Origin of the sequence: Agromyces sp. GXS1127, from assembly GCF_050565425.1 — a bacterium.
Classification (GTDB): Bacteria; Actinomycetota; Actinomycetes; order Actinomycetales; family Microbacteriaceae; genus Agromyces.
In genome coordinates this window covers 245,149-262,690 of the sequence record NZ_JBOCIG010000005.1, presented here as the reverse complement: position 1 = coordinate 262,690, position 17,542 = coordinate 245,149, and the positions used below count along the sequence as shown (strand labels likewise).

Here is a 17,542-nt window from a genome sequence, read left to right as displayed (position 1 = left end):
GAGGTCAGTCGCCGCTCGTCTCCTCCTGCGCGAACGTCTCCGCATCGGGTGCGGACCCGCGCTGGGCGGTGTCGGGGCCGCTCGCGACGCCCGGCGGGTCGTCGTCGTTCGGCGCGCCGACCTTGAGCTTGTCGATCAGCTCGGCCGCGCGGTTCGTGCTCAGCACGAGGCGCCCGAACTCGCCGCCGGACAGTTCGAGGACGACCGCCTGCCGCTTGCCCTTGACGAGCACGAAGTCGCCGCCGTTGTGCGTCTTCCAGACGCCGACGGCGATGACGAGCGGCACCTCGGTGCCGCGGCGGCGGATGCCGCGGATCCAGATCCACGGGTCGTCGGTGATGGTGGCCGAGCGGATGTCGTCGCGCTGGACGATCACGTCGGCACTGCGCAGCGCGAGCGACTTCTCGGCCGGGGTGAGGTGGACCTCGAGCCGGTCGTTGTGCACGCGCAGGTTGGCCATGTGAACCATCCTGCCCGAGGCCGCCGTCGCGGGCGTCGTCGACGCTCCACAAACGCGGCATCCGATCCGTGCACGATTCCGACCAGCCGCGCCCGCGCCCGGCGCCTGCCCCCCACGCGACTCAGCCGAGCTGCACCGTTCTCAGGAGCCCCCCGGCCGGAACCATCCGTTTCTCAGGACGACACGCCGCCCGAAACGGCGACACGCCGAAGAACTCCTGAGAACGGTATGGGTTGGCTAGGCCGGGGGGTGGGCGGATGCCGCGGCGCGCGCCGCGGCCGGAAGCGCGTCGAGGATGCGCGAGACGGCGGCGTCGTCGTGCGCGGCCGTGACGAACCAGGCCTCGAAGACGCTCGGCGGGAGCGAGACGCCGGCGTCGAGCATGGCGTGGAAGAACGGGGCGTAGCGCCAGGACTCCTGCGAGAGCACGGTCGCGTAGTCCCGGGCGCCGCCCGCGACGGACTCGCCGAAGAGGAAGCTGAAGAGGTTGCCCGCGACCTGCACGCCGTGCGCGACGCCCTCGGCCGAGAGGGCCGCCGAGACCTCGCGCTGCAGCAGCGCGCTCACCTCGTCGAGCTTCGCGTAGACCGCGTCGTCGGCCAGGCGCAGCGTCGTCACGCCCGCGGCGACCGCGACCGGGTTCCCCGAGAGCGTGCCCGCCTGGTACACGGGCCCGAGCGGAGCGAGCCGCTCCATGATCTCGGCGCGACCGCCGAGCGCGGCGACGGGCATGCCGCCGCCCACGACCTTGCCGAAGGTGACGAGGTCGGGCGTGCACGCGGCATCCGTCTCGGCCTCGAGGCCCCACCAGCCGCCCTTCGAGACGCGGAAGCCCGTGAGCACCTCATCGCTGATGACGAGCGCGCCGTGCGCGTGGGCGAGGTCGACGAGCGCGCGGTTGAAGCCGGGCAGCGGCGGCACGACGCCCATGTTCGCGGCGGCGGCCTCGGTGATGACGGCCGCGATGCGGTCGCCGTGCTCGGCGAACACGGCACGGAGGGCGTCGAGATCGTTGTACGGCACGACGAGCGTGAGCGCGGCGACGTCGGCCGGCACGCCAGCAGAGCCCGGAAGTGCGAAGGTCGCGAGGCCCGAGCCCGCCTCGGCGAGGAGGCCGTCGGAGTGGCCGTGGTAGTGCCCGGCGAACTTCACGAGCAGGTCACGTCCGGTGAAGCCGCGGGCGAGCCGGATGGCGCTCATGGTCGCCTCGGTGCCGGTCGACACGAGGCGCAGCTTCTCGACCGGCGCCACGCGGGCTTCGATGAGTTCGGCGAGCTCGGTCTCGACGGGCGTCGACGCGCCGAACGAGAGGCCGCGCGCCGCGGCATCCTGCACCGCGGCGATCACCTCGGGGTGCGAGTGGCCCAGGATCGCAGGACCCCAGCCCGCGACGAGGTCGACGTACTCGCGGCCCTCGGCGTCGGTCACGTACGGGCCGCGCGCGGACACCAGGAACCGGGGCGTACCGCCCACCGAGCGGAACGCCCGGACGGGCGAGTTCACCCCGCCCGGGATCGCGGCCTGCGCGCGGGCGAAGAGGTCGGCGTTCGTGGTGGTCGCGGTCGTCATTCGGTCCCCTCCCGGAGCCATCCGGCGAGCTCGGTCGCCCAGTAGGTCAGCACGGCGTCGGCGCCGGCCCGGCGGATGCCGCGGACCGACTCGATCACGGCGCGGCGGCGGTCGATCCAGCCGTGCATGGCGGCGGCCTCGATCATCGAGTACTCGCCCGAGACCTGGTACGCCCAGACCGGCACCTCGCTCACGGCGGCGACGTCGGCGAGTACGTCGAGGTACGAGCCCGCGGGCTTCACCATCACGACGTCGGCGCCCTCGTCGATGTCGATCATGGCCTCGCGGAGGCCCTCGCGGCGATTGCCGGGGTCGAGCTGGTAGGTGCGGCGGTCGCCCTCGAGGGTCGACTCGACCGCGTCGCGGAACGGACCGTAGAACGCCGAGGCGTACTTCGCCGAATAGGCGAGGATCGCGGTGTGCGCGAACCCGGCGCCGTCGAGCGCCTCGCGCACGGCGGCGACCTGGCCGTCCATCATGCCGGAGAGCCCGAGCAGCTGCGATCCGGATGCCGCCTGCACGAGGGCCATCTGCTGGTACCGCTCGAGCGTGGCGTCGTTGTCGACCCGCCCGAGCGCGTCGAGCACGCCGCAGTGGCCGTGGTCGGTGAACTCGTCGAGGCACAGGTCGGTCTGCACGACGAGCGCGTCGCCGACCTCGTCGGCCACGACGCGCGTCGCGACGTTGAGGATGCCGTTCGGGTCGACACCGCACGAGCCGGTGGCGTCGCGGGTCTCGGGCACGCCGAACAGCATCACGCCGCCGACGCCGGCGGCCGCGGCATCCGCCACCGCCTGCTTCACGGAGTCCAGCGAATGCTGCACGACGCCCGGCATCGAGGCGATCGGCATCGGCTCGGTCACGCCCTCGCGGACGAAGACCGGCAGGACGAGCTCGGCGGGGTCGAGGCGGGTCTCGGACACGAGGCGGCGCAGGGCCGGCGTCTCACGGAGCCGCCGGGGCCGCACGCGGGGGGCGGGTGCGGAAGTCACCCGCCAAGCCTACGCGCGCCCGGCTGTGCGCCCGGTGGGCGCGGGCGGCTCAGGCGCTCGCGAGCGCCGAGTTCACCACGGCGTCGATCAGCGACTCGGCCGACCGCTCGGCGGCGATCACGTCGACGCGGAGGCCGAAGGCCGCGGCATCCTTCTGCGTCTGCGGGCCGATCGCGGCGACCAGCGTCCGCTCGGGGACCGGACCGAGCTGCGCCTGCACCTGCTCGGCGACGCTGCCCGAGGTCACGAGGATCGCGTCGACCTTGCCCGCGCGCACGTCGTCGACGACCTTCTGCGCGACCGGCACGCCGACGGTGCGGTACGCGACGACGGCCTCGACGTGGTGCCCGATGCGCTCGAGACCGACCGAGAGCACCTGCTTGGCGATCGCCGAGCGGAGCGCGAGGACGCGCAGCGGCACGACGCCCTCGGTCGCGGCCTCCCACTCCTCGAGGAGGCCACGTGCGGAGTTCTCCTCGCTGGGGACGATGTCGGCGCGGTACCCGGCGGCGACGAGGGCGGCCGCGGTGGTCTCTCCCACCGCGGCGACCTTCGTCGACTCCGGGATCACCGCGCCGTACGAGGACAGCACGTCGACCGTGGTCGCGCTCGTCACGGTGACCCAGTCGAAGCCGCCGGCGGCGAGCTTCGCGAGGGCGGCCTCGAGCGCCGGCTGGTCGTCGGTCGGCGCGAAGTTGATCATCGGCGCGATGACCGGCGAGGCGCCGCGAGCGCGGAGGGATGCGGCGACCGAATCCCCCCAGGGCCCGCCGCGGGGCACGAGCACGCGCCATCCTGCCAGCGGCTTGGAGCCGTCGGCTCCGGGCAGGTTGATCGCGCCGGTCATCGGTTCGAATTCGGTCACGGCGACTCCAGGGCAGGGGCGAGGTCGGCGGCGCCGTTGCCGAGGAGGTCCGCGACGACGCGGGATGCGACGTCGCGTGCCGCATCCGCCAGGTCGGCGGCCGAGCGGCTCTCGGGGGTGGCGGCGTGCGAACTGGTCAACTGCCGCGTCCCGTCGGCACTGTACACCGTCGCCGTGAGGAACAGAAGTTCGTCCTCCACGAACGCCGTGGCCCCGACGGGGGCCGCGCAGCCGGCCTCGAGGCCCGCGAGCACGAGCCGCTCCGCGAGCACCGTGGCCCGGGTCGTGACGTGGTCGACCGCCTGGAGCCCGCGCTCGAGTGCGCGCGAACCGCGCTCGTTCCGGACCTCGAGGGCGAGGGCGCCCTGCCCTGGCGCCGTCGGCCAGTCGCTCAGCGAGAAGCGCTCCGTCGCGGCATCCGCTCGCCCCAGTCGGCCGAGTCCGGCGGCCGCGAGGAGGACCGCGTCGAGCTCGCCCTGCTCGACGAAGCCGAGCCGCGTGTCGATGTTGCCGCGCACGTCCACCGCGACCACGTCGGGACGCGCCGCGGCGAGCTGCGCGATGCGGCGGGGCGAGCCCGTGCCGATGCGAGCGCCCTCGGGAAGGTCGGCGAGCGCGAGTCCGTCGCGCGCGCACAGCGCGTCGCGCGCGTCGGCCCGCTTGGGCACGGCGCCGAGCCGGAGCTGCGGGTGGTCGGCCGTCGGCAGGTCCTTCAGCGAGTGCACGACCACGTCGCACTCCCCCGCGATGAGGGCCTCGCGCAGGGCGGCGGCGAACACGCCGGTGCCGCCGATCGACTGCAGCGACGCGCGCGACGTGTCACCCTGCGTCGTGACGGTGACGATCTCGATGTCGGCGTCGGCCGCCTTGCCGAGGCGCTCCGCGATCTGCTTCGTCTGGGCGAGCGCAAGGGCGCTCCCCCGCGTCCCGACGCGGATCACCTCGCGCTGCGCCGCTGCCGCGGTCACGGTGCGATCCCCGCGAGGGCCGGCTTGAAGCCGAGGCGCACGTTCTCGCAGCAGCCGGGTCGGCACACGTCGTACCAGGGACCGAGGTCGGTCGCGTGCGGCCGCTCGGCGGCGGGGGTGCCGTTCACGCGCTCGAGCACGAGGTCGACGAGGCCGCTCACGTAGGCCGGGTGCACGCCGGGCGTGGGCACGCGGACGGCCGCGAGGCCGTGCTCCTCGGCCGTCTCCATGGCCTCCTCGTCGAGGTCCCACATGACCTCCATGTGGTCGCTCACGAAGCCGAGCGGCACGATCACGACGGCCTTGCGGCCCGCGCCCGGCAGCTCCGCGATGGCGTCGTTGACGTCGGGCTCGAGCCACGGCTGCGTCGGGGGGCCCGAGCGCGACTGGTACACGAGCTGCCACGGCACGTCGCCCGCGCCGGCCTCGCGCATGACGACCTCGGCGACGGCCAGGTGCTGGGCCGCGTACGCGCCGCCCTCGCCGAAGCCCCGCTCCGCGGGGCCCGACTTCGCGGCATCCGTCGTCGGGATCGAGTGCGTCGCGAACAGCACCTCGACGTCGGTGGTGGGGTCGAACGACTCGTGGTCGGCCTCGAGCTTCGCGATGGCCTCGCGCACGCCCTCGACGAAGGGCGCGACGAAGCCGGGGTGGTCGAAGAACTGGCGCACCTTGTCGATCTGCACGACACCGCCGAGACCGGTGTCCTCGAGCGCGTCGGCGAAGTCCTCGCGGTACTGGCGGCAGCTCGAGTACGACGAGTAGGCGCTCGTCGCGATCGCGATGAGCTTCGTGAAGCCGCGATCGCCCGCCTCGCGGACCGCGTCGTTCAGGTACGGGTCCCAGTTGCGATTGCCCCAGAGCACCGGCAGGTCGATGCCGCGGGCCGCGAGCTCGGCCTCCAGCGCGGCCTTCAACTCGCGGTTGTGCTCGTTGATCGGGCTCACGCCGCCGAAGTGGCGATAGTGGTGCGCGACCTCCTCGAGGCGCTCGTCGGGGATGCCGCGGCCGCGGGTGACGTTCCGGAGGAACGGGATCACGTCGTCCTGGCCCTCGGGCCCGCCGAAGCCGGCGAGCAGGATGGCGTCGTACGCGACGGGCGCCTCGACGTGCTCCGGACCGGGCTGCGCGGGCTCGGTCGCGCCCGGCACGATCGCGCCGGGGGCGAAGGGGGCGGATGTCGCGGCCGCCGGCTTCACGCCGCGAAGCGGGCGACCGGCCGCCGCGGCGGCGGCGCGCTCGGGCGATTCGGCGCCGGCACCGCCGAGGTTCGTCGCGGCCATTACTGGAGCACCTCCACGAGTTCGGCGGTCGTGATGCGGCGGCCGGTGTAGAACGGCAGCTCGTCGCGGACGTGGCGGCGCGCGTCGGTCGCCCGCAGGTCGCGCATCATGTCGACGAGGTCGGTGAGCTCGTCGGACTCCATCGGGAGCAGCCACTCGTAGTCGCCGAGCGAGAACGCCGACACGGTGTTGGCGACCACGCCGCGGAACGCGGCGCCCTTGCGCCCGTGCTCGGCCAACATGCGGCCGCGCTCCTCGGGCGGCAGCAGGTACCACTCGTAGCTCCGGACGAACGGGTAGATCGTGAGCCACGCCTTCGGCTCGATGCCGCGGAGGAACCCGGGCACGTGCGCCTTGTTGAACTCGGCGTCGCGGTGCACGCCCATCGCGTTCCAGGTCGGCAGGAGCGCACGCAGCAGGCGCGCACGGCGCACCTCCCGGAGCGCCCACTGCAGCCCCTCGGCGGTCGCGCCGTGCAGCCACAGCATGACGTCGGCGTCGGCACGCAGGCCCGACACGTCGTAGATGCCGCGGACGACGACGCCCTCGTCCTCGACGAGGCGGATCACGCCGTCGAGCTCGTCGACGAACCGGGGCACGTCGCGCCCGTCGAGGTCGTCGGGACGAGCCGGGTCCTTGCGGAGCACGGCGAAGAGCGTGTAGCCCTCGGGCGAGGGGGTCGGGTCGGACTCGGGTGCGCTCGCGGCTGCCCCTTCGGCAGCGGGGGAAGACATGGCACTATCCTCCCCCCGCAACCTGAAAGGTCAAAAAAGGGCGGCGACGGATGGCGCGTTCAGCGCGCCGCACGCTCGATCACGAACTCCGGCGTCTCGGCCAGCGAGCGCGCGACGACGCAGAATCGTTCGGTGCCCGTGCGCAGGCGCTCGAGGGTCGCGTCGTCGGCGTCGGTGTCGACGACCGCCGTGACCACGACGTCGAGCAGCCCGACGGGGACGTCGCGACTCATGCCGAGCGTGCCGCGCGCGTCGAACACGCCCTCGGCGCGGACCTCGGCGGAACGGATCTCGAGCCCCATCGCGGTCGCGACCGACCGGAGCGTGACGCCCGCGCACCCCACGAGCGCCTGGAGCAGCAGGTCGCCCGAGCACGCGTCGGATCCGTCGCCGCCCGTCGTCGGGTGCAGGCCCGTGCGGACCGGGCCGGCCCAGCCCTCGACGGTCGCCGTGATGCCGGGTTCGGCGAAGGTCGCGCGGGCGGCGACGGGCGCGATCGCGGTGTCGGGGTCGGTTCGGTACTGGTCCTTGAGCGGCGCCTGCAGCGCCCGGAGTGCGGCCTGGTCCATGGCGCCATCCTCGCCTCGCCGCGCCGGCGGCACAAACGCATGACGCCGCACCTCGGCCGACCCCCGCGCTCGCCGCATGAGGATCCGGCCGATGGCGCCGAGGGCGGCGGCATCGGCCTCATTCCCATGCACGGACGGTGGGATGCGCGCCCCGTGCGACCCGATCAGTCGGTGAGCAGCCGGGTGGAGTGCTCGAGATGCGCGCGCATGGCCTCCGGCCCGCGCTCGGGGAGCTCGACGAGCAGTCGCCGGTGCTCCTCGACGAGGTCGGCGACGTTGTAGTGCCGCCGGACGTGGGCGACGAAGAGCAGCAGCTCGCTGCCGATCGCGGTGTGGGCCTCGATGATGCGGGGGCTGTCGGATGCCGCGACCAACGCCGCGTGGTAGTCGGCGTGGTACCGCTCGATCCGCCGCCACGCGGCATCCGTCGCCCCGCCGGGTCCGCCGTCCGCGGCGGCCTCCATGGCGTCGCACGCCGCGGCGGCCGGGGCCAGGACCTCCTCGGGGAGGGTGCCGCCGAACCGCGCGAAGGCGATGCGCAGCGCCTCGACCTCGAGCGCCGCGCGCAGCTGCTGCAGCGCGATGATCTCGCGGTCGTCGAAGCTCGTCACGCGCACGCCGCGGTACGGTTCCGCGACGGCGAGCCGCTCGGCCACGAGGCGGTGGAATGCGGCGCGCACGGTGTGCCGGGAGACGCCGTGGCGCGCGGCCGCCGACTCCTCGCGGAGCGGCGTGCCCGGCGCCAGCGCACCGCTCAGGATCTCGTCGCGCAGCATCGCAGTGACGCGCTCGACGGCGGTCGACGCCGGGGCGGCGTCGACGCGATCCGGGTCAGTCGTCGAGGTTGGCACGCACCACGAGCCAGACGCCGACGCCGACGGCGACCACGACCCCGACGGCCACGGCGAGCGCCGCACCTGGCTGCTCGTCGGCGAAGCGCTGGATGCGGCGCTTCGCCCGCGCGGTCGCACGCGCCGCTCGCTTGGGCACGTTGAGCTTCTCCTCCAGCGCGCCGAGCGTGCCGGCGAGCTGGTCGCGGGCGGCGCGGGCGTTGTCGTGGGCCTGGAGGCGCGTCAGGTTGCGCTGCTGCTTCTTGTCGAGCCGGACGACGTCAGTGCTGGTCATAGTCGCCCCTTCCGGTGATCGCGTCGATGTCCTTGCGCACGCTCTCGATGGTCTCCAGCGGCTCGCTGCCGCGGCGGAAGTTCGCGAGCGCGATGCCGACGAGGATCGCGATGATGAGCAGCAGGACGCCGGACACCGTCAACGCGGCCGCCCAGCCCGGCATCACGAGCGAGAGCGCGAGGATGCCGGTCGCGATGAGCGTGCCGAGCAGGAAGATGCCGACGAACGCCGCCGCGATCACCAGCCCCGCGCCGATGCCGAAGTGCTTGGCCTTGTAGCTCAGCTCGGCCTTGATCTGGTCGATCTCGGCCTTGACGAGCGCCTGGATCTGGTCGGGCAGTTCACCGACCAGCGTGAACAGGGACCGGTCGTCGTTCAATGGTGCGGCCATCGGATGTCACCTCCGCGGGTCGTCAGGACGAGGACGAGGACGAGCCCGAGGAGCCCGAGGACTTCGACGCCGAGGAACCGGACTTCGCGCCGCCCGATCGGGACGATGCGCCCGATGAGCCCGTTCCGCCCGACTTCGTCGACGTCGATCCGGACGTGCCGCTCGACTTCGAGCCCGATGACGAGCTCGACGACCTCGAGCCGGAGCCGGTCGATCCGGACCCGTCGCCCCCGCTCACCTGACGCACCAGCTTCTTGGCGTTGTCGAGCACGGTGTCGCCCACGTCGCCGACGCGGGCCATCGTGAAGTCCTTCACGGTCTGCACACCGTCCTGGACGGCCGGCTTGTTCCAGACGTCCTCGGCGGCACGGCGGATCTGTTCGTAGCGTTCCCGTCCCGCTCTCGCGCCGAGCACGTAGCCCACGCCGAGACCGACGACGAAGAGGATCTTGCCCTTCATGTGCACCCCATCCCCCGCTGCGGTTCTTCTGACAGCGTCACTCCAGCGTAGACCCCGGGTGAAGCGGCGCAAGGGGGTTGCCGGGCGATCCGCCGGATCGTATGCCGATCCGGCTATGCATCCTCCGCGATGCGGAGCGCCCGGCGCCGGATGCGCTCGGCGGCCTCGATCGCGTGCGGCACGACCGAGGCGAGTCCGGTTCCGGCGACCCACGACCCGGCCAGCGCGAGCCCCTCCTCGTGGTCGAGCGCCGCCTCGAGCGCACGGACGCGGTCGCGCTGGCCGACGGCGGCCTGCGAGAGCGCATCGCGCCAGGCGGACCGTCCGTGGGCGCGCAGCTGCGAGGCGTCGAGGTCGACCCCGAGCAGCACGGATGCGTCGCGCAGCGCCAGTTCGGCGACCGCCGCGTCGTCGAGGCCTTCGAGCGGGCTCGCGGCCCCGGCACGGCCGTACGAGAGCCGGACCACGTGGCGGCCGCCCGCGGCATCCGCCAGCCACGGCCACTTGGCGCTCGAGTGCGTGAGCGCCTTGGCGGCGACGCCGGGCGTACCTGCGGCCACGAGCACGCCCGTGCCGCGGGGGGCCGCGTCGAGCTCGGGCGCGTCGAGCACCAGCGTCACGAGTTCGACGGATGCCGCGGCCGGCCAGTCCTCGTCGAGGGCGCGCTCGGCGGCGATGCCCGCGAGCAGCCCGCGCGAGACGTGCGCCGGCGTAGCGACGATGGCGAATCGCGCGTCGATGGTGACGGACGCCACGGGGCCGGCGTCCCGCGTTTCCCCCTGTGCGCCGGCGATGGGCGCGACGACCGTCTCGCCGAGGGCCCGCCAGCCGGATCCGGAGCCTGACGCCCCCGTTGCGCCCGCGTCGGCCTCGGCCGGCCGGCGTTCGAGCGCGGTCGCGCGCACGCCGGTCCGCACTTCCGCGCCGAAGCGCGCGAGTTCGGTCGTGAGCGCGTCGACGAGCGTGTGCATGCCGCCCTGCAGCCCGAGCACCGCGCCGCCGGCGCGACGCGCCTCGACGAGCTGTGCGACCCCGCCCGAGAGCGACCCGGCACGGGTCATGGCCTCGTTGAGGCCGGGCGCGACGACGTCGACGTCGAGGTCGTCGGGGTCGGTCGAGTAGACGCCGGCGGAGATCGGCGTCACGAGCCGGTCGAGCACGACGTCGCCCATCCGCTGCCGGACGAGCGGGCCGAGCCGCTCGACGCGTCCGATCTTCAGGATCGGCGTGATGCGATCGCGCCAGGCGCGCCAGGCGCCGCGCCAGCCGATGATCGCGCGCACGTCCTCCCCGAGCGGGTTGGCGGGGATGCCGAGCACGCCGGTCCGGGGCAACCGTGCGGCGCGCGTCGCGCCGCGGTCGCCCCACACCAGCCACGCCCCGGCCGGGTTCGGCGACTCCACGGCGTCGCCGAGGCCCAGGCGCTCGACGAGCTTCGAGACGGCGTCGTTGCGGGTCGCGAACGATTCGGCGCCCGAGTCGAGCGCGAGGCCGTCGACCTCGATGCGACCGACGCACCCGCCCGGGCGCTCGGCCTGCTCGAGCACGACCACCCCGAGGCCGAGCCGTGCGCACTCGAGCGCGGCGACGAGGCCGGCCACGCCGCCGCCGAGCACGACCACGTCGGCGGTGCGGTGGTCGGGTCGCGCGTCGGGCTCGGTCATCGTCCGGCCTCGTGCACGAGCTCGACGACGCGCGTGAGCACGGTCGGGTCGGTCTCCGGGGGCACCCCGTGGCCGAGGTTGAACACGTGCGACGGCGCCGTGCGGCCGCGCGCGATCACGTCGCGCACGGCGCCCTCGAGCACCGGCCACGGGGCGGCCAGCAGGGCCGGGTCGAGGTTGCCCTGCAGGGGCACGCCTTCGCCGACGCGGAGCGCGGCGACGTCGAGCGGCACGCGGTAGTCGACCCCGACGACGTCGACGCCGACCGACTTCATCGCGCCGAGCAGCTCGCCCGTGCCGACGCCGAAGTGCACGACCGGGACCGCGTGGGTGCCGGCGGAGCCGGAGGCATCCGTCGTCTCGTAGGTGAGGTCGTGCACGTGCGTCAGCGCTGCCGCCGAGGCCGGGGCGACGTGCGCCTCGTAGTCGGCGAGCGAGAGCGCGCCCGCCCACGAGTCGAAGAGCTGTGCGGCGGATGCTCCCGCGAGCACCTGGGTGCGGAGGAACCGGCCGGTGAGCTCGGCGGTCCAGTCCATGAGGGCGCGCCACGCGCCCGGGTCGGCGTGCATGAGCGTGCGCGCGGCGAGGTGGTCCTTCGACGGCCCGCCCTCGGCGAGGTAGGCCGCGAGCGTGAACGGCGCGCCCGCGAACCCGATGAGCGGGGTCGAGGTCGGGGCGCCGGGCGCGGTGAGCGTCGCGAGCTCGGCGACGGTGCGCCGCACGGCCTCGTCGATCGGGCCGGCGGCCTCGTCGAGCCGCGCGGGGTCGATCGCGGTGAGTTCGGCGACGGCCGCGGCATCGCCGTAGGCACGGCCGAAGACGGGCCCGCGACCGGGCTGGATCTCGACGTCGACGCCGACCAGCTTGAGGGGCACGACGATGTCGCTGAAGAAGATGCCCGCGTCGACGCCGTGCCTGCGCACCGGCTGCAGCGTGATCTCGGCGGCCATGGCCGGGTCGAGGCACGCGTCGAGCATGCGCGTGCCGACGCGGAGCTCCCGGTACTCGGGCAGCGATCGTCCGGCCTGCCGCATGAACCAGACCGGCAGCGTATCGCTGCGGAGGCCCCGGTAGGCGCGGACCAGGCGCGAGTCGTGCGTGAGGCCGGCGGCGAGCGGATGCTGCGGGGAGAGGTTCACCGTGACATCCTCTCCCATCGGGGCTGGACGGGCACTGTGGCCGCGGCCCCGTCGGAGCGGCCGGACGGACCCTCGATCGTCGGCCGATCGGAGAACCGGGTCTGGTGGTCGCGCTCCCACACCGCTAGGGTCGGTCGCGTCGTGCGTCCCCGGCACGACGACGCGCCCGCACCACCCCCGCGTCGCGCGCCTCCGCCACCCACGGAGAAGACCCAGTGTCCAGCATCGCAACGCGGCATCGCACCGGACTCATCGTGCTCGTCGCAGCCTTCGCGGCCCTCGTCGTCGTCGGACTCGTGCTCGGCGGCCGACAGGTCGACCGCGTCGTCCCGACCCTCCCCGACGTGCCCGGCACACCGGTCGCGCTCGGGCTCGCCGCCGTCGCCGGCATCATCGTCCTCGTCTCGGCGATCGTCCGCGGCGCGGCATCCGCTCGCGCACGCGCCCGGCACCGCGCGCTCGACGCCGTCCACGCGGGCGTCGTGAGCCGCGGCATCCGGAACCGCGACCTCGTCGCCCGCCTCGAGGAGCTGGCCCGCCCGGGCAGTCGCGCCCCCCGACTGCCCGGGCGTTTCTCGGTGGTCGCCGACGACCACGGCATCTCGTTCTGGGGCGGGGGCCGCCGGCCGAGGCGTGTCGCCGCGTTCCCGTGGCGCGAGGTGCGCAACATCCGCGCCGACTCGACGGTCGCCGGCAGCACGAGCGTGCCGGTCGCGGTCGTTCGGATCCGCCGCGACGGCTCGAGCATCGAGCTGCCGATGATGCTGAGCGATCCGCGTCCGGGTCGGTACGCGCTGACCGACGGGCCGTTCTACGCGACGGTGCGGGCGTGGAAGGCGCGCCACCGCGCGGCGCTCGCCGCCGAGGGCCTCGAGCTCCCGCCGCTCACCGGGGCGATCCCGATCATCCGGCAGGATCGCCCGGCCGCCTGAGCCGGGCGGGCACCGAACGGCGACGCTCGTCCCCGTCGGCGGATCGTGACGTGGCCGGTCCGGACCGGTTTCGACGGCGGGTAGAATCGTGCGGTGCTCATCTGTCTCTCCGCGAGCCACAAGAACGCCGGCTTCGACATGCTCGAACGTCTCTCGGCGTCCTCCGAGCACGCCGGACCCAGGCTGACCGACGGGCACGACGCCGTCCAGGGCGCCGTCGTCGTGTCGACGTGCAACCGCTTCGAGGCGTACCTCGATCTCGACATCCCGCACGGGGACTCGCCCGTCGAGGCGGTGCACGACGCGATCTTCGCCGTCGGCGACGTGGCCGGCCTGTCGACCGACGAGCTGCGCAGCACCTTCGACTTCGTGCACGGCAACGCCGTCGCCGGTCACCTCTTCTCCGTCGCCGCGGGCCTCGAGTCGGTCGTCGTCGGCGAGGGCGAGATCGCCGGCCAGGTGCGGCGGTCGCTCGAGCGCGCCCGCGCCGAGGGCACGACGACCGCCGAGCTCGAGCGGCTCTTCCAGCGCGCCTCGCAGACCTCGCGAAAGGTGAAGAACCGCACGGGCATCGGCCACGAGGGCCGCTCCCTGGTCCGCCTCGCGCTCGACCTCGCCGAGAGCCGCGTGACGGACTGGTCGGCCGTGCGGGTGCTCCTCGTCGGCACCGGGCGGTACGCGGGTGCGTCGCTGGCCGCGCTCCGCGACCGCGGCGTGGTCGACGTCGCCGTGCACTCCGTCTCGGGTCGCGCGAGCCGCTTCGCCGCGAACCACGGCATCGAGGCCGTCTCGAACGGCGACTACGCGATGGCCGCCGCGGGCGCCGACCTCATCGTGACGTGCACGACGGTCGAGCACCACGTGGTCGACCGCTCGCTGCTCGAGCTCGGCCGGGCCGAGCTGGCCGTGGCCGACGGCCGCGCACCGGTCGCGCTGCTTCCCGGTCGCGAGTCGCCGACGGATGCCGCAAGCTCGACGGATGCCGCAGCCGACGATGCTCCCGGCCAGCTCGTCATCGACCTCGGGCTCCCGCGCAACGTCTCTCCCGACGTCGTCGACGTCGCGGGCGTCGAGCTGCTCGACCTGGAGACCATCAAGATCCACGCGCCGCTCGAGGAGTTCGGGTCGACCGACGCGGCCCGGGAGATCGTCGACCGCGCCGCCCGGAACTTCGGCCGCGTCGCCGAGGAGCTCGACCTCGCCCCCGCCGTCGTGGCCCTCCGCCGCCACGTGTTCGACGTGCTCGACGCCGAGATCGAGCGGGCCCGCTCGCGCGGCGACGACGACGCCCGCACCGAGGCCGCGCTGCGGCACATGGCGGGCGTCCTGCTGCACACCCCGATGGTGCGCTCCCGCGAGTACGCGCGCGCGGGCGAGCAGCAGGCGTGGCTCGACGGGCTCGAGGCGATCTTCGGCATCCGGCCCGAGGCGCAGCCCTCGGCGTCCGATGCGGGCGTCGGCCCGACGGCCGACGGCATCGCCGACGATCGCCCGGCATCCTCCGCGGGCTGAGCCCGCTCGCGGCCCGATGGAACGCGACGGGCCCGGCCGTGAACGGCCGAGCCCGTCGTCACTTCGTCGCGTCGCTACGCGTACTGGCGCCAGACCGTCGCGATGACCACGTTCGCGATCGACAGCACGGCGAGCGTGGGGAGGACCCACCGGGCGAGCGTCTCGCGCTTGCGGTTCACCAGCACGATCACGAGGATCGCGATCAGGATCAGCAGCTTCACCGTGATCTTGACGTTGTCGGGCTCGCGGCCGAGCGGGTACTGCAGTCCGACGAGGATGATGCCGGTCACGAGCATCGTCCACGCTCCGTGGACGATCGCGGGGATGATGCGCGCCGTGCGGGAGCGCTGGGCGGCGAGCTCGACGAGCACCCCTCCGAGCAGGCTGGCGACGCCGATGATGTGCACGGCGAGGATGACGTTCTTGAGGATTTCCATCGGGCTCCGATCGGGTGATGCCGACAGGTCGTCGGCAACATACCGACAGTATGTCAGGAAACGATGGGAGCTCCGAATTCAGCCGTCTCGCCGGATGCCGTGCTCGAGCATCCCGATCAACGAACTGGAGGCCGCGTCGACCGGAACGCCGTGCGCGACGAGCTGCATCGCCGACGCGAGGGCTCCCTGCACGAAGGCGCCGACGATCCGCGCGTCCGCGACGCCGAGCTCATCGAGCACGCCGACGAGGGGCGAGGTCAGGCGGTCGTGCACGGCCATCATGTCGTCGCGGCTCGTCGGCGACAGGTCCGCCTCGCGGAGCACGGTCGCGATGCGATGGTGTCCGTCGGCCGTCATCGCCAGGGCCGTGACCACGTAGGCGCGCAACCGTCCCATCCCGGGCTCCGCGGCGTCGAGCGCGTCCGCGATCTCCGCGTTCCACTCGTCGAAGACCTGCAGGGCGACGGCGACGAGCAGGTCGTCACGTGACGCGAAGTACTCGTAGAACGAGGACCGGGAGAGGCTCGCGCGGCGGGTCACCGCAGCGGGCGTCGCGGCCGCCACCCCGTCGGCCTCGAGCACTTCGCGCGTCGCGAGCAGCAGCGCCGTCCGCTGCGCGGCGCGGTGCTCCGCGACGGTCGGTGCGCTGATCTTCGGCATCCCTCGATTATCCGCCCATGCGGGCGCGGTACGCTGCCGTTCGATGTCCGCCATCCTCCACGCGCTGCCCGACGAGGCGGCCGACGCCGGCCCGCCGTCCCTCCGCCTGCCGTTCCACGTCGCCGAGGTCGAGCACCGGCCGTTCACGACCGCGCGGATGACGCTGCGGCCGCTCGCGGCGTACGACGCCGACGACGTCTGGGAGTACCAGCGCCTCCCCGAGGTGCTCCGCTACATCCCCTGGCCCGAGCGCGAACGCGACGAGGCCCGCGAGCACACCGAGGCGCGCGCCGGCATGCGCCGGCTCGTCGCCGGCGGCGACGCGATCTTCCTCGCGATGGTGCTCGACGGGCGCGTCATCGGCGACCTGATGGTCCGGCTCTCGAGCGTGGAGCACGCGTGCATCGAGATCGGCTGGGTCATGCATCCCGACTTCCACGGGCGCGGCCTCGCGACCGAGGGCGCCGACGTGCTGCTCGACCTCGCCTTCGGACGGCTCGCCGCGCATCGCGTGGTCGCGCACCTGGACGCCCGCAACGCGGCATCCGCCGGCCTGTGCGAGCGGCTCGGCATGCGGCGCGAGGCGACCATCGTCGAAGAGGAGTACAACGACGGCGAGTGGCAGGACACGGCCTCGTACGGCATGCTGCGACGCGAGTGGCGCGCGCTGCGCGCCGGCGCCGTCACCGGGAATCCGGCCTAGCCGACCGAGAGCGTCCAGTCCTCGGTCGACCGGACGACCACGACCGAGGGCCCGGCCGCGAGCGGCACGCTACCGTCGTACGCACCCGTCACGTCGATGAGCGCCGCGCCTCCGAACGCCTGCTGCGACTGCTGGGCGACGACGAACGGGTCCTCGGCGTCGTCACCGGTATGGGTCGCGGCGAGCGTCGCCGCGCCGCGGCCGTAGAGGTAGACCGTGTCGTCCTCGCCGTTCGCGGCGTTCGGCAGCTCGGACGCCGCGGACATCTGCTCGATCGAGAGCGTCCACGAGCCGCTCGCCGTCACCTGCACGCTGCGCGCCGACGAGGCATCCGCCACGCCCCAGGCGGTCGTGCCCTCGTAGTCGTCGGTCGCGTCGACGAGCGGGTCGCCCGAGGGCTGGTTCGACGCGTCGAGCAGGGTCAGCGTGAACGCGGCTCCGCCGTCGCCGTCGAACGTGGCCGTCACGATCCCGCCCGCGACCCCGTCCGGGATCGCCACGACGTCGTCGCCCGTGCCGCTCGCGTCGACCTTCGTGAACGTGCCCCAGGTCTGGTCGGCCCACTCCTGCACCGTCGCGGTCGGCGTCTCGGTCGGGCCGGCCGTCGGCGTCTCGGTCGGCGTGGTCGAGGGCGACGCCGACGGCGTCGGCGAGGCGGTCGGCTGCACGGTCGTGCCCAGCGCGCCGGTGCCGTACAGCACGCCGAGGATGATCGCCAGCACCAGGGCCGCACCCGAGACGACCGTGCCGGCGGTCGCGACGCCCTTCGAGCGGTCCGCCTTCGTCAGGCCCACGATGCCGAGCACGAGGCCGATCGCGGCGAGCACGACGGCCGCGATCCAGGCCCACTCCCACGCGAGCGCCAGCACGGCGACGACGGCCGCGACGATGCCGACGACGAGCGCCCCGACGCCGAGGCCGTTGCGCTGCTCGGGCCGCCCCTCCGGCTCGGGACCCGGCGCGTCGAGCACCTCGGTTCGGCCGTCGTCGGGCGGGTTCGGTCCGGATGCGTTCGTCATCATTCCCCCGTGGATGCTCGGACGTGCGCTCCCGCGCCATGATGGCAGGCGGAGTGGGGA

20 protein-coding genes are annotated in these 17,542 nt (G+C 73.9%); 3 read left to right on the top strand and 17 right to left on the bottom strand.

Translation table 11 applies throughout. The annotated features are described in order from the left end of the window. Window positions 1–4: 4 nt before the first annotated feature. From ACQ393_RS11485 to hemE, 14 genes are all read right to left on the bottom strand, one after another. Window positions 5–460, bottom strand: coding sequence for a hypothetical protein (locus ACQ393_RS11485; RefSeq protein WP_430646959.1), 456 nt, complete (start codon window positions 458–460; stop codon window positions 5–7). Window positions 461–697: 237 nt separating this feature from the next. Then, the gene (gene hemL / locus ACQ393_RS11480) at window positions 698–2,029 is read right to left on the bottom strand and encodes a glutamate-1-semialdehyde 2,1-aminomutase (protein ID WP_430646958.1); all 1,332 of its coding nucleotides are present in this window, start codon (window positions 2,027–2,029) and stop codon (window positions 698–700) included. Then, complete coding sequence (gene hemB / locus ACQ393_RS11475; RefSeq protein ID WP_430646957.1) at window positions 2,026–3,021, bottom strand: porphobilinogen synthase; 996 nt, start codon at window positions 3,019–3,021, stop codon at window positions 2,026–2,028. Before hemB ends, hemL begins: the two co-directional genes overlap by 4 nt. Before the next feature lie 49 nt (window positions 3,022–3,070). Then, on the bottom strand, window positions 3,071–3,868 hold the full coding sequence (locus tag ACQ393_RS11470; protein WP_430647027.1) for a uroporphyrinogen-III synthase: 798 nt from the start codon (window positions 3,866–3,868) through the stop codon (window positions 3,071–3,073). 14 nt (window positions 3,869–3,882) lie between these two features. Then, complete coding sequence (hemC, locus tag ACQ393_RS11465; protein ID WP_430646956.1) at window positions 3,883–4,854, bottom strand: hydroxymethylbilane synthase; 972 nt, start codon at window positions 4,852–4,854, stop codon at window positions 3,883–3,885. Then, complete coding sequence (locus ACQ393_RS11460; RefSeq protein ID WP_430646955.1) at window positions 4,851–6,137, bottom strand: ferrochelatase; 1,287 nt, start codon at window positions 6,135–6,137, stop codon at window positions 4,851–4,853. The genes hemC and ACQ393_RS11460 overlap by 4 nt, the downstream gene beginning before the upstream one ends. Then, complete coding sequence (hemQ, locus tag ACQ393_RS11455) at window positions 6,137–6,871, bottom strand: hydrogen peroxide-dependent heme synthase (protein WP_430646954.1); 735 nt, start codon at window positions 6,869–6,871, stop codon at window positions 6,137–6,139. Before hemQ ends, ACQ393_RS11460 begins: the two co-directional genes overlap by 1 nt. Before the next feature lie 59 nt (window positions 6,872–6,930). Continuing rightward, window positions 6,931–7,440, bottom strand: coding sequence for an OsmC family protein (locus tag ACQ393_RS11450; RefSeq protein ID WP_430646953.1), 510 nt, complete (start codon window positions 7,438–7,440; stop codon window positions 6,931–6,933). A gap of 164 nt (window positions 7,441–7,604) precedes the next feature. Then, on the bottom strand, window positions 7,605–8,291 hold the full coding sequence (locus ACQ393_RS11445; protein WP_430646952.1) for a GntR family transcriptional regulator: 687 nt from the start codon (window positions 8,289–8,291) through the stop codon (window positions 7,605–7,607). Then, entirely contained in the window at window positions 8,272–8,565 is a 294-nt protein-coding gene (locus ACQ393_RS11440) for a DUF3618 domain-containing protein (protein WP_430646951.1), read from the bottom strand. Before ACQ393_RS11440 ends, ACQ393_RS11445 begins: the two co-directional genes overlap by 20 nt. Next, the gene (locus tag ACQ393_RS11435) at window positions 8,552–8,956 is read right to left on the bottom strand and encodes a phage holin family protein (RefSeq protein ID WP_430646950.1); all 405 of its coding nucleotides are present in this window, start codon (window positions 8,954–8,956) and stop codon (window positions 8,552–8,554) included. Before ACQ393_RS11435 ends, ACQ393_RS11440 begins: the two co-directional genes overlap by 14 nt. Window positions 8,957–8,978: 22 nt before the next feature. Next, the gene (locus ACQ393_RS11430) at window positions 8,979–9,416 is read right to left on the bottom strand and encodes a YtxH domain-containing protein (protein ID WP_430646949.1); all 438 of its coding nucleotides are present in this window, start codon (window positions 9,414–9,416) and stop codon (window positions 8,979–8,981) included. Between the two features lie 113 nt (window positions 9,417–9,529). Then, the gene (locus ACQ393_RS11425) at window positions 9,530–11,080 is read right to left on the bottom strand and encodes a protoporphyrinogen/coproporphyrinogen oxidase (protein ID WP_430646948.1); all 1,551 of its coding nucleotides are present in this window, start codon (window positions 11,078–11,080) and stop codon (window positions 9,530–9,532) included. Then, entirely contained in the window at window positions 11,077–12,237 is a 1,161-nt protein-coding gene (gene hemE / locus ACQ393_RS11420; RefSeq protein ID WP_430646947.1) for a uroporphyrinogen decarboxylase, read from the bottom strand. Before hemE ends, ACQ393_RS11425 begins: the two co-directional genes overlap by 4 nt. Before the next feature lie 197 nt (window positions 12,238–12,434). Between hemE and ACQ393_RS11415 the strand changes: the two genes are divergently transcribed. After that, window positions 12,435–13,151: a hypothetical protein gene (locus tag ACQ393_RS11415; protein WP_430646946.1), complete on the top strand. Its 717-nt coding sequence runs from the start codon at window positions 12,435–12,437 to the stop codon at window positions 13,149–13,151. A gap of 93 nt (window positions 13,152–13,244) precedes the next feature. Next, complete coding sequence (locus ACQ393_RS11410) at window positions 13,245–14,663, top strand: glutamyl-tRNA reductase (RefSeq protein WP_430646945.1); 1,419 nt, start codon at window positions 13,245–13,247, stop codon at window positions 14,661–14,663. Between the two features lie 74 nt (window positions 14,664–14,737). On the opposite strand, the gene ACQ393_RS11405 is transcribed toward ACQ393_RS11410, so the two are convergent. Together ACQ393_RS11405 and ACQ393_RS11400 are read right to left on the bottom strand one after the other, a co-directional pair. Next, window positions 14,738–15,100: a hypothetical protein gene (locus tag ACQ393_RS11405; protein ID WP_430646944.1), complete on the bottom strand. Its 363-nt coding sequence runs from the start codon at window positions 15,098–15,100 to the stop codon at window positions 14,738–14,740. A 78-nt stretch (window positions 15,101–15,178) separates the two neighbouring features. Then, window positions 15,179–15,760 (bottom strand): TetR/AcrR family transcriptional regulator, encoded by a 582-nt coding sequence (locus ACQ393_RS11400; protein ID WP_430646942.1) that lies wholly within the window; start codon window positions 15,758–15,760, stop codon window positions 15,179–15,181. Between the two features lie 43 nt (window positions 15,761–15,803). Between ACQ393_RS11400 and ACQ393_RS11395 the strand changes: the two genes are divergently transcribed. Next, window positions 15,804–16,463, top strand: coding sequence for a GNAT family N-acetyltransferase (locus tag ACQ393_RS11395; RefSeq protein ID WP_430646941.1), 660 nt, complete (start codon window positions 15,804–15,806; stop codon window positions 16,461–16,463). Here ACQ393_RS11395 and ACQ393_RS11390 read toward each other — a convergent pair. Further along, window positions 16,460–17,482: a DUF4190 domain-containing protein gene (locus tag ACQ393_RS11390; RefSeq protein ID WP_430646940.1), complete on the bottom strand. Its 1,023-nt coding sequence runs from the start codon at window positions 17,480–17,482 to the stop codon at window positions 16,460–16,462. The genes ACQ393_RS11395 and ACQ393_RS11390 overlap by 4 nt on opposite strands. Window positions 17,483–17,542 lie beyond the last annotated feature (60 nt).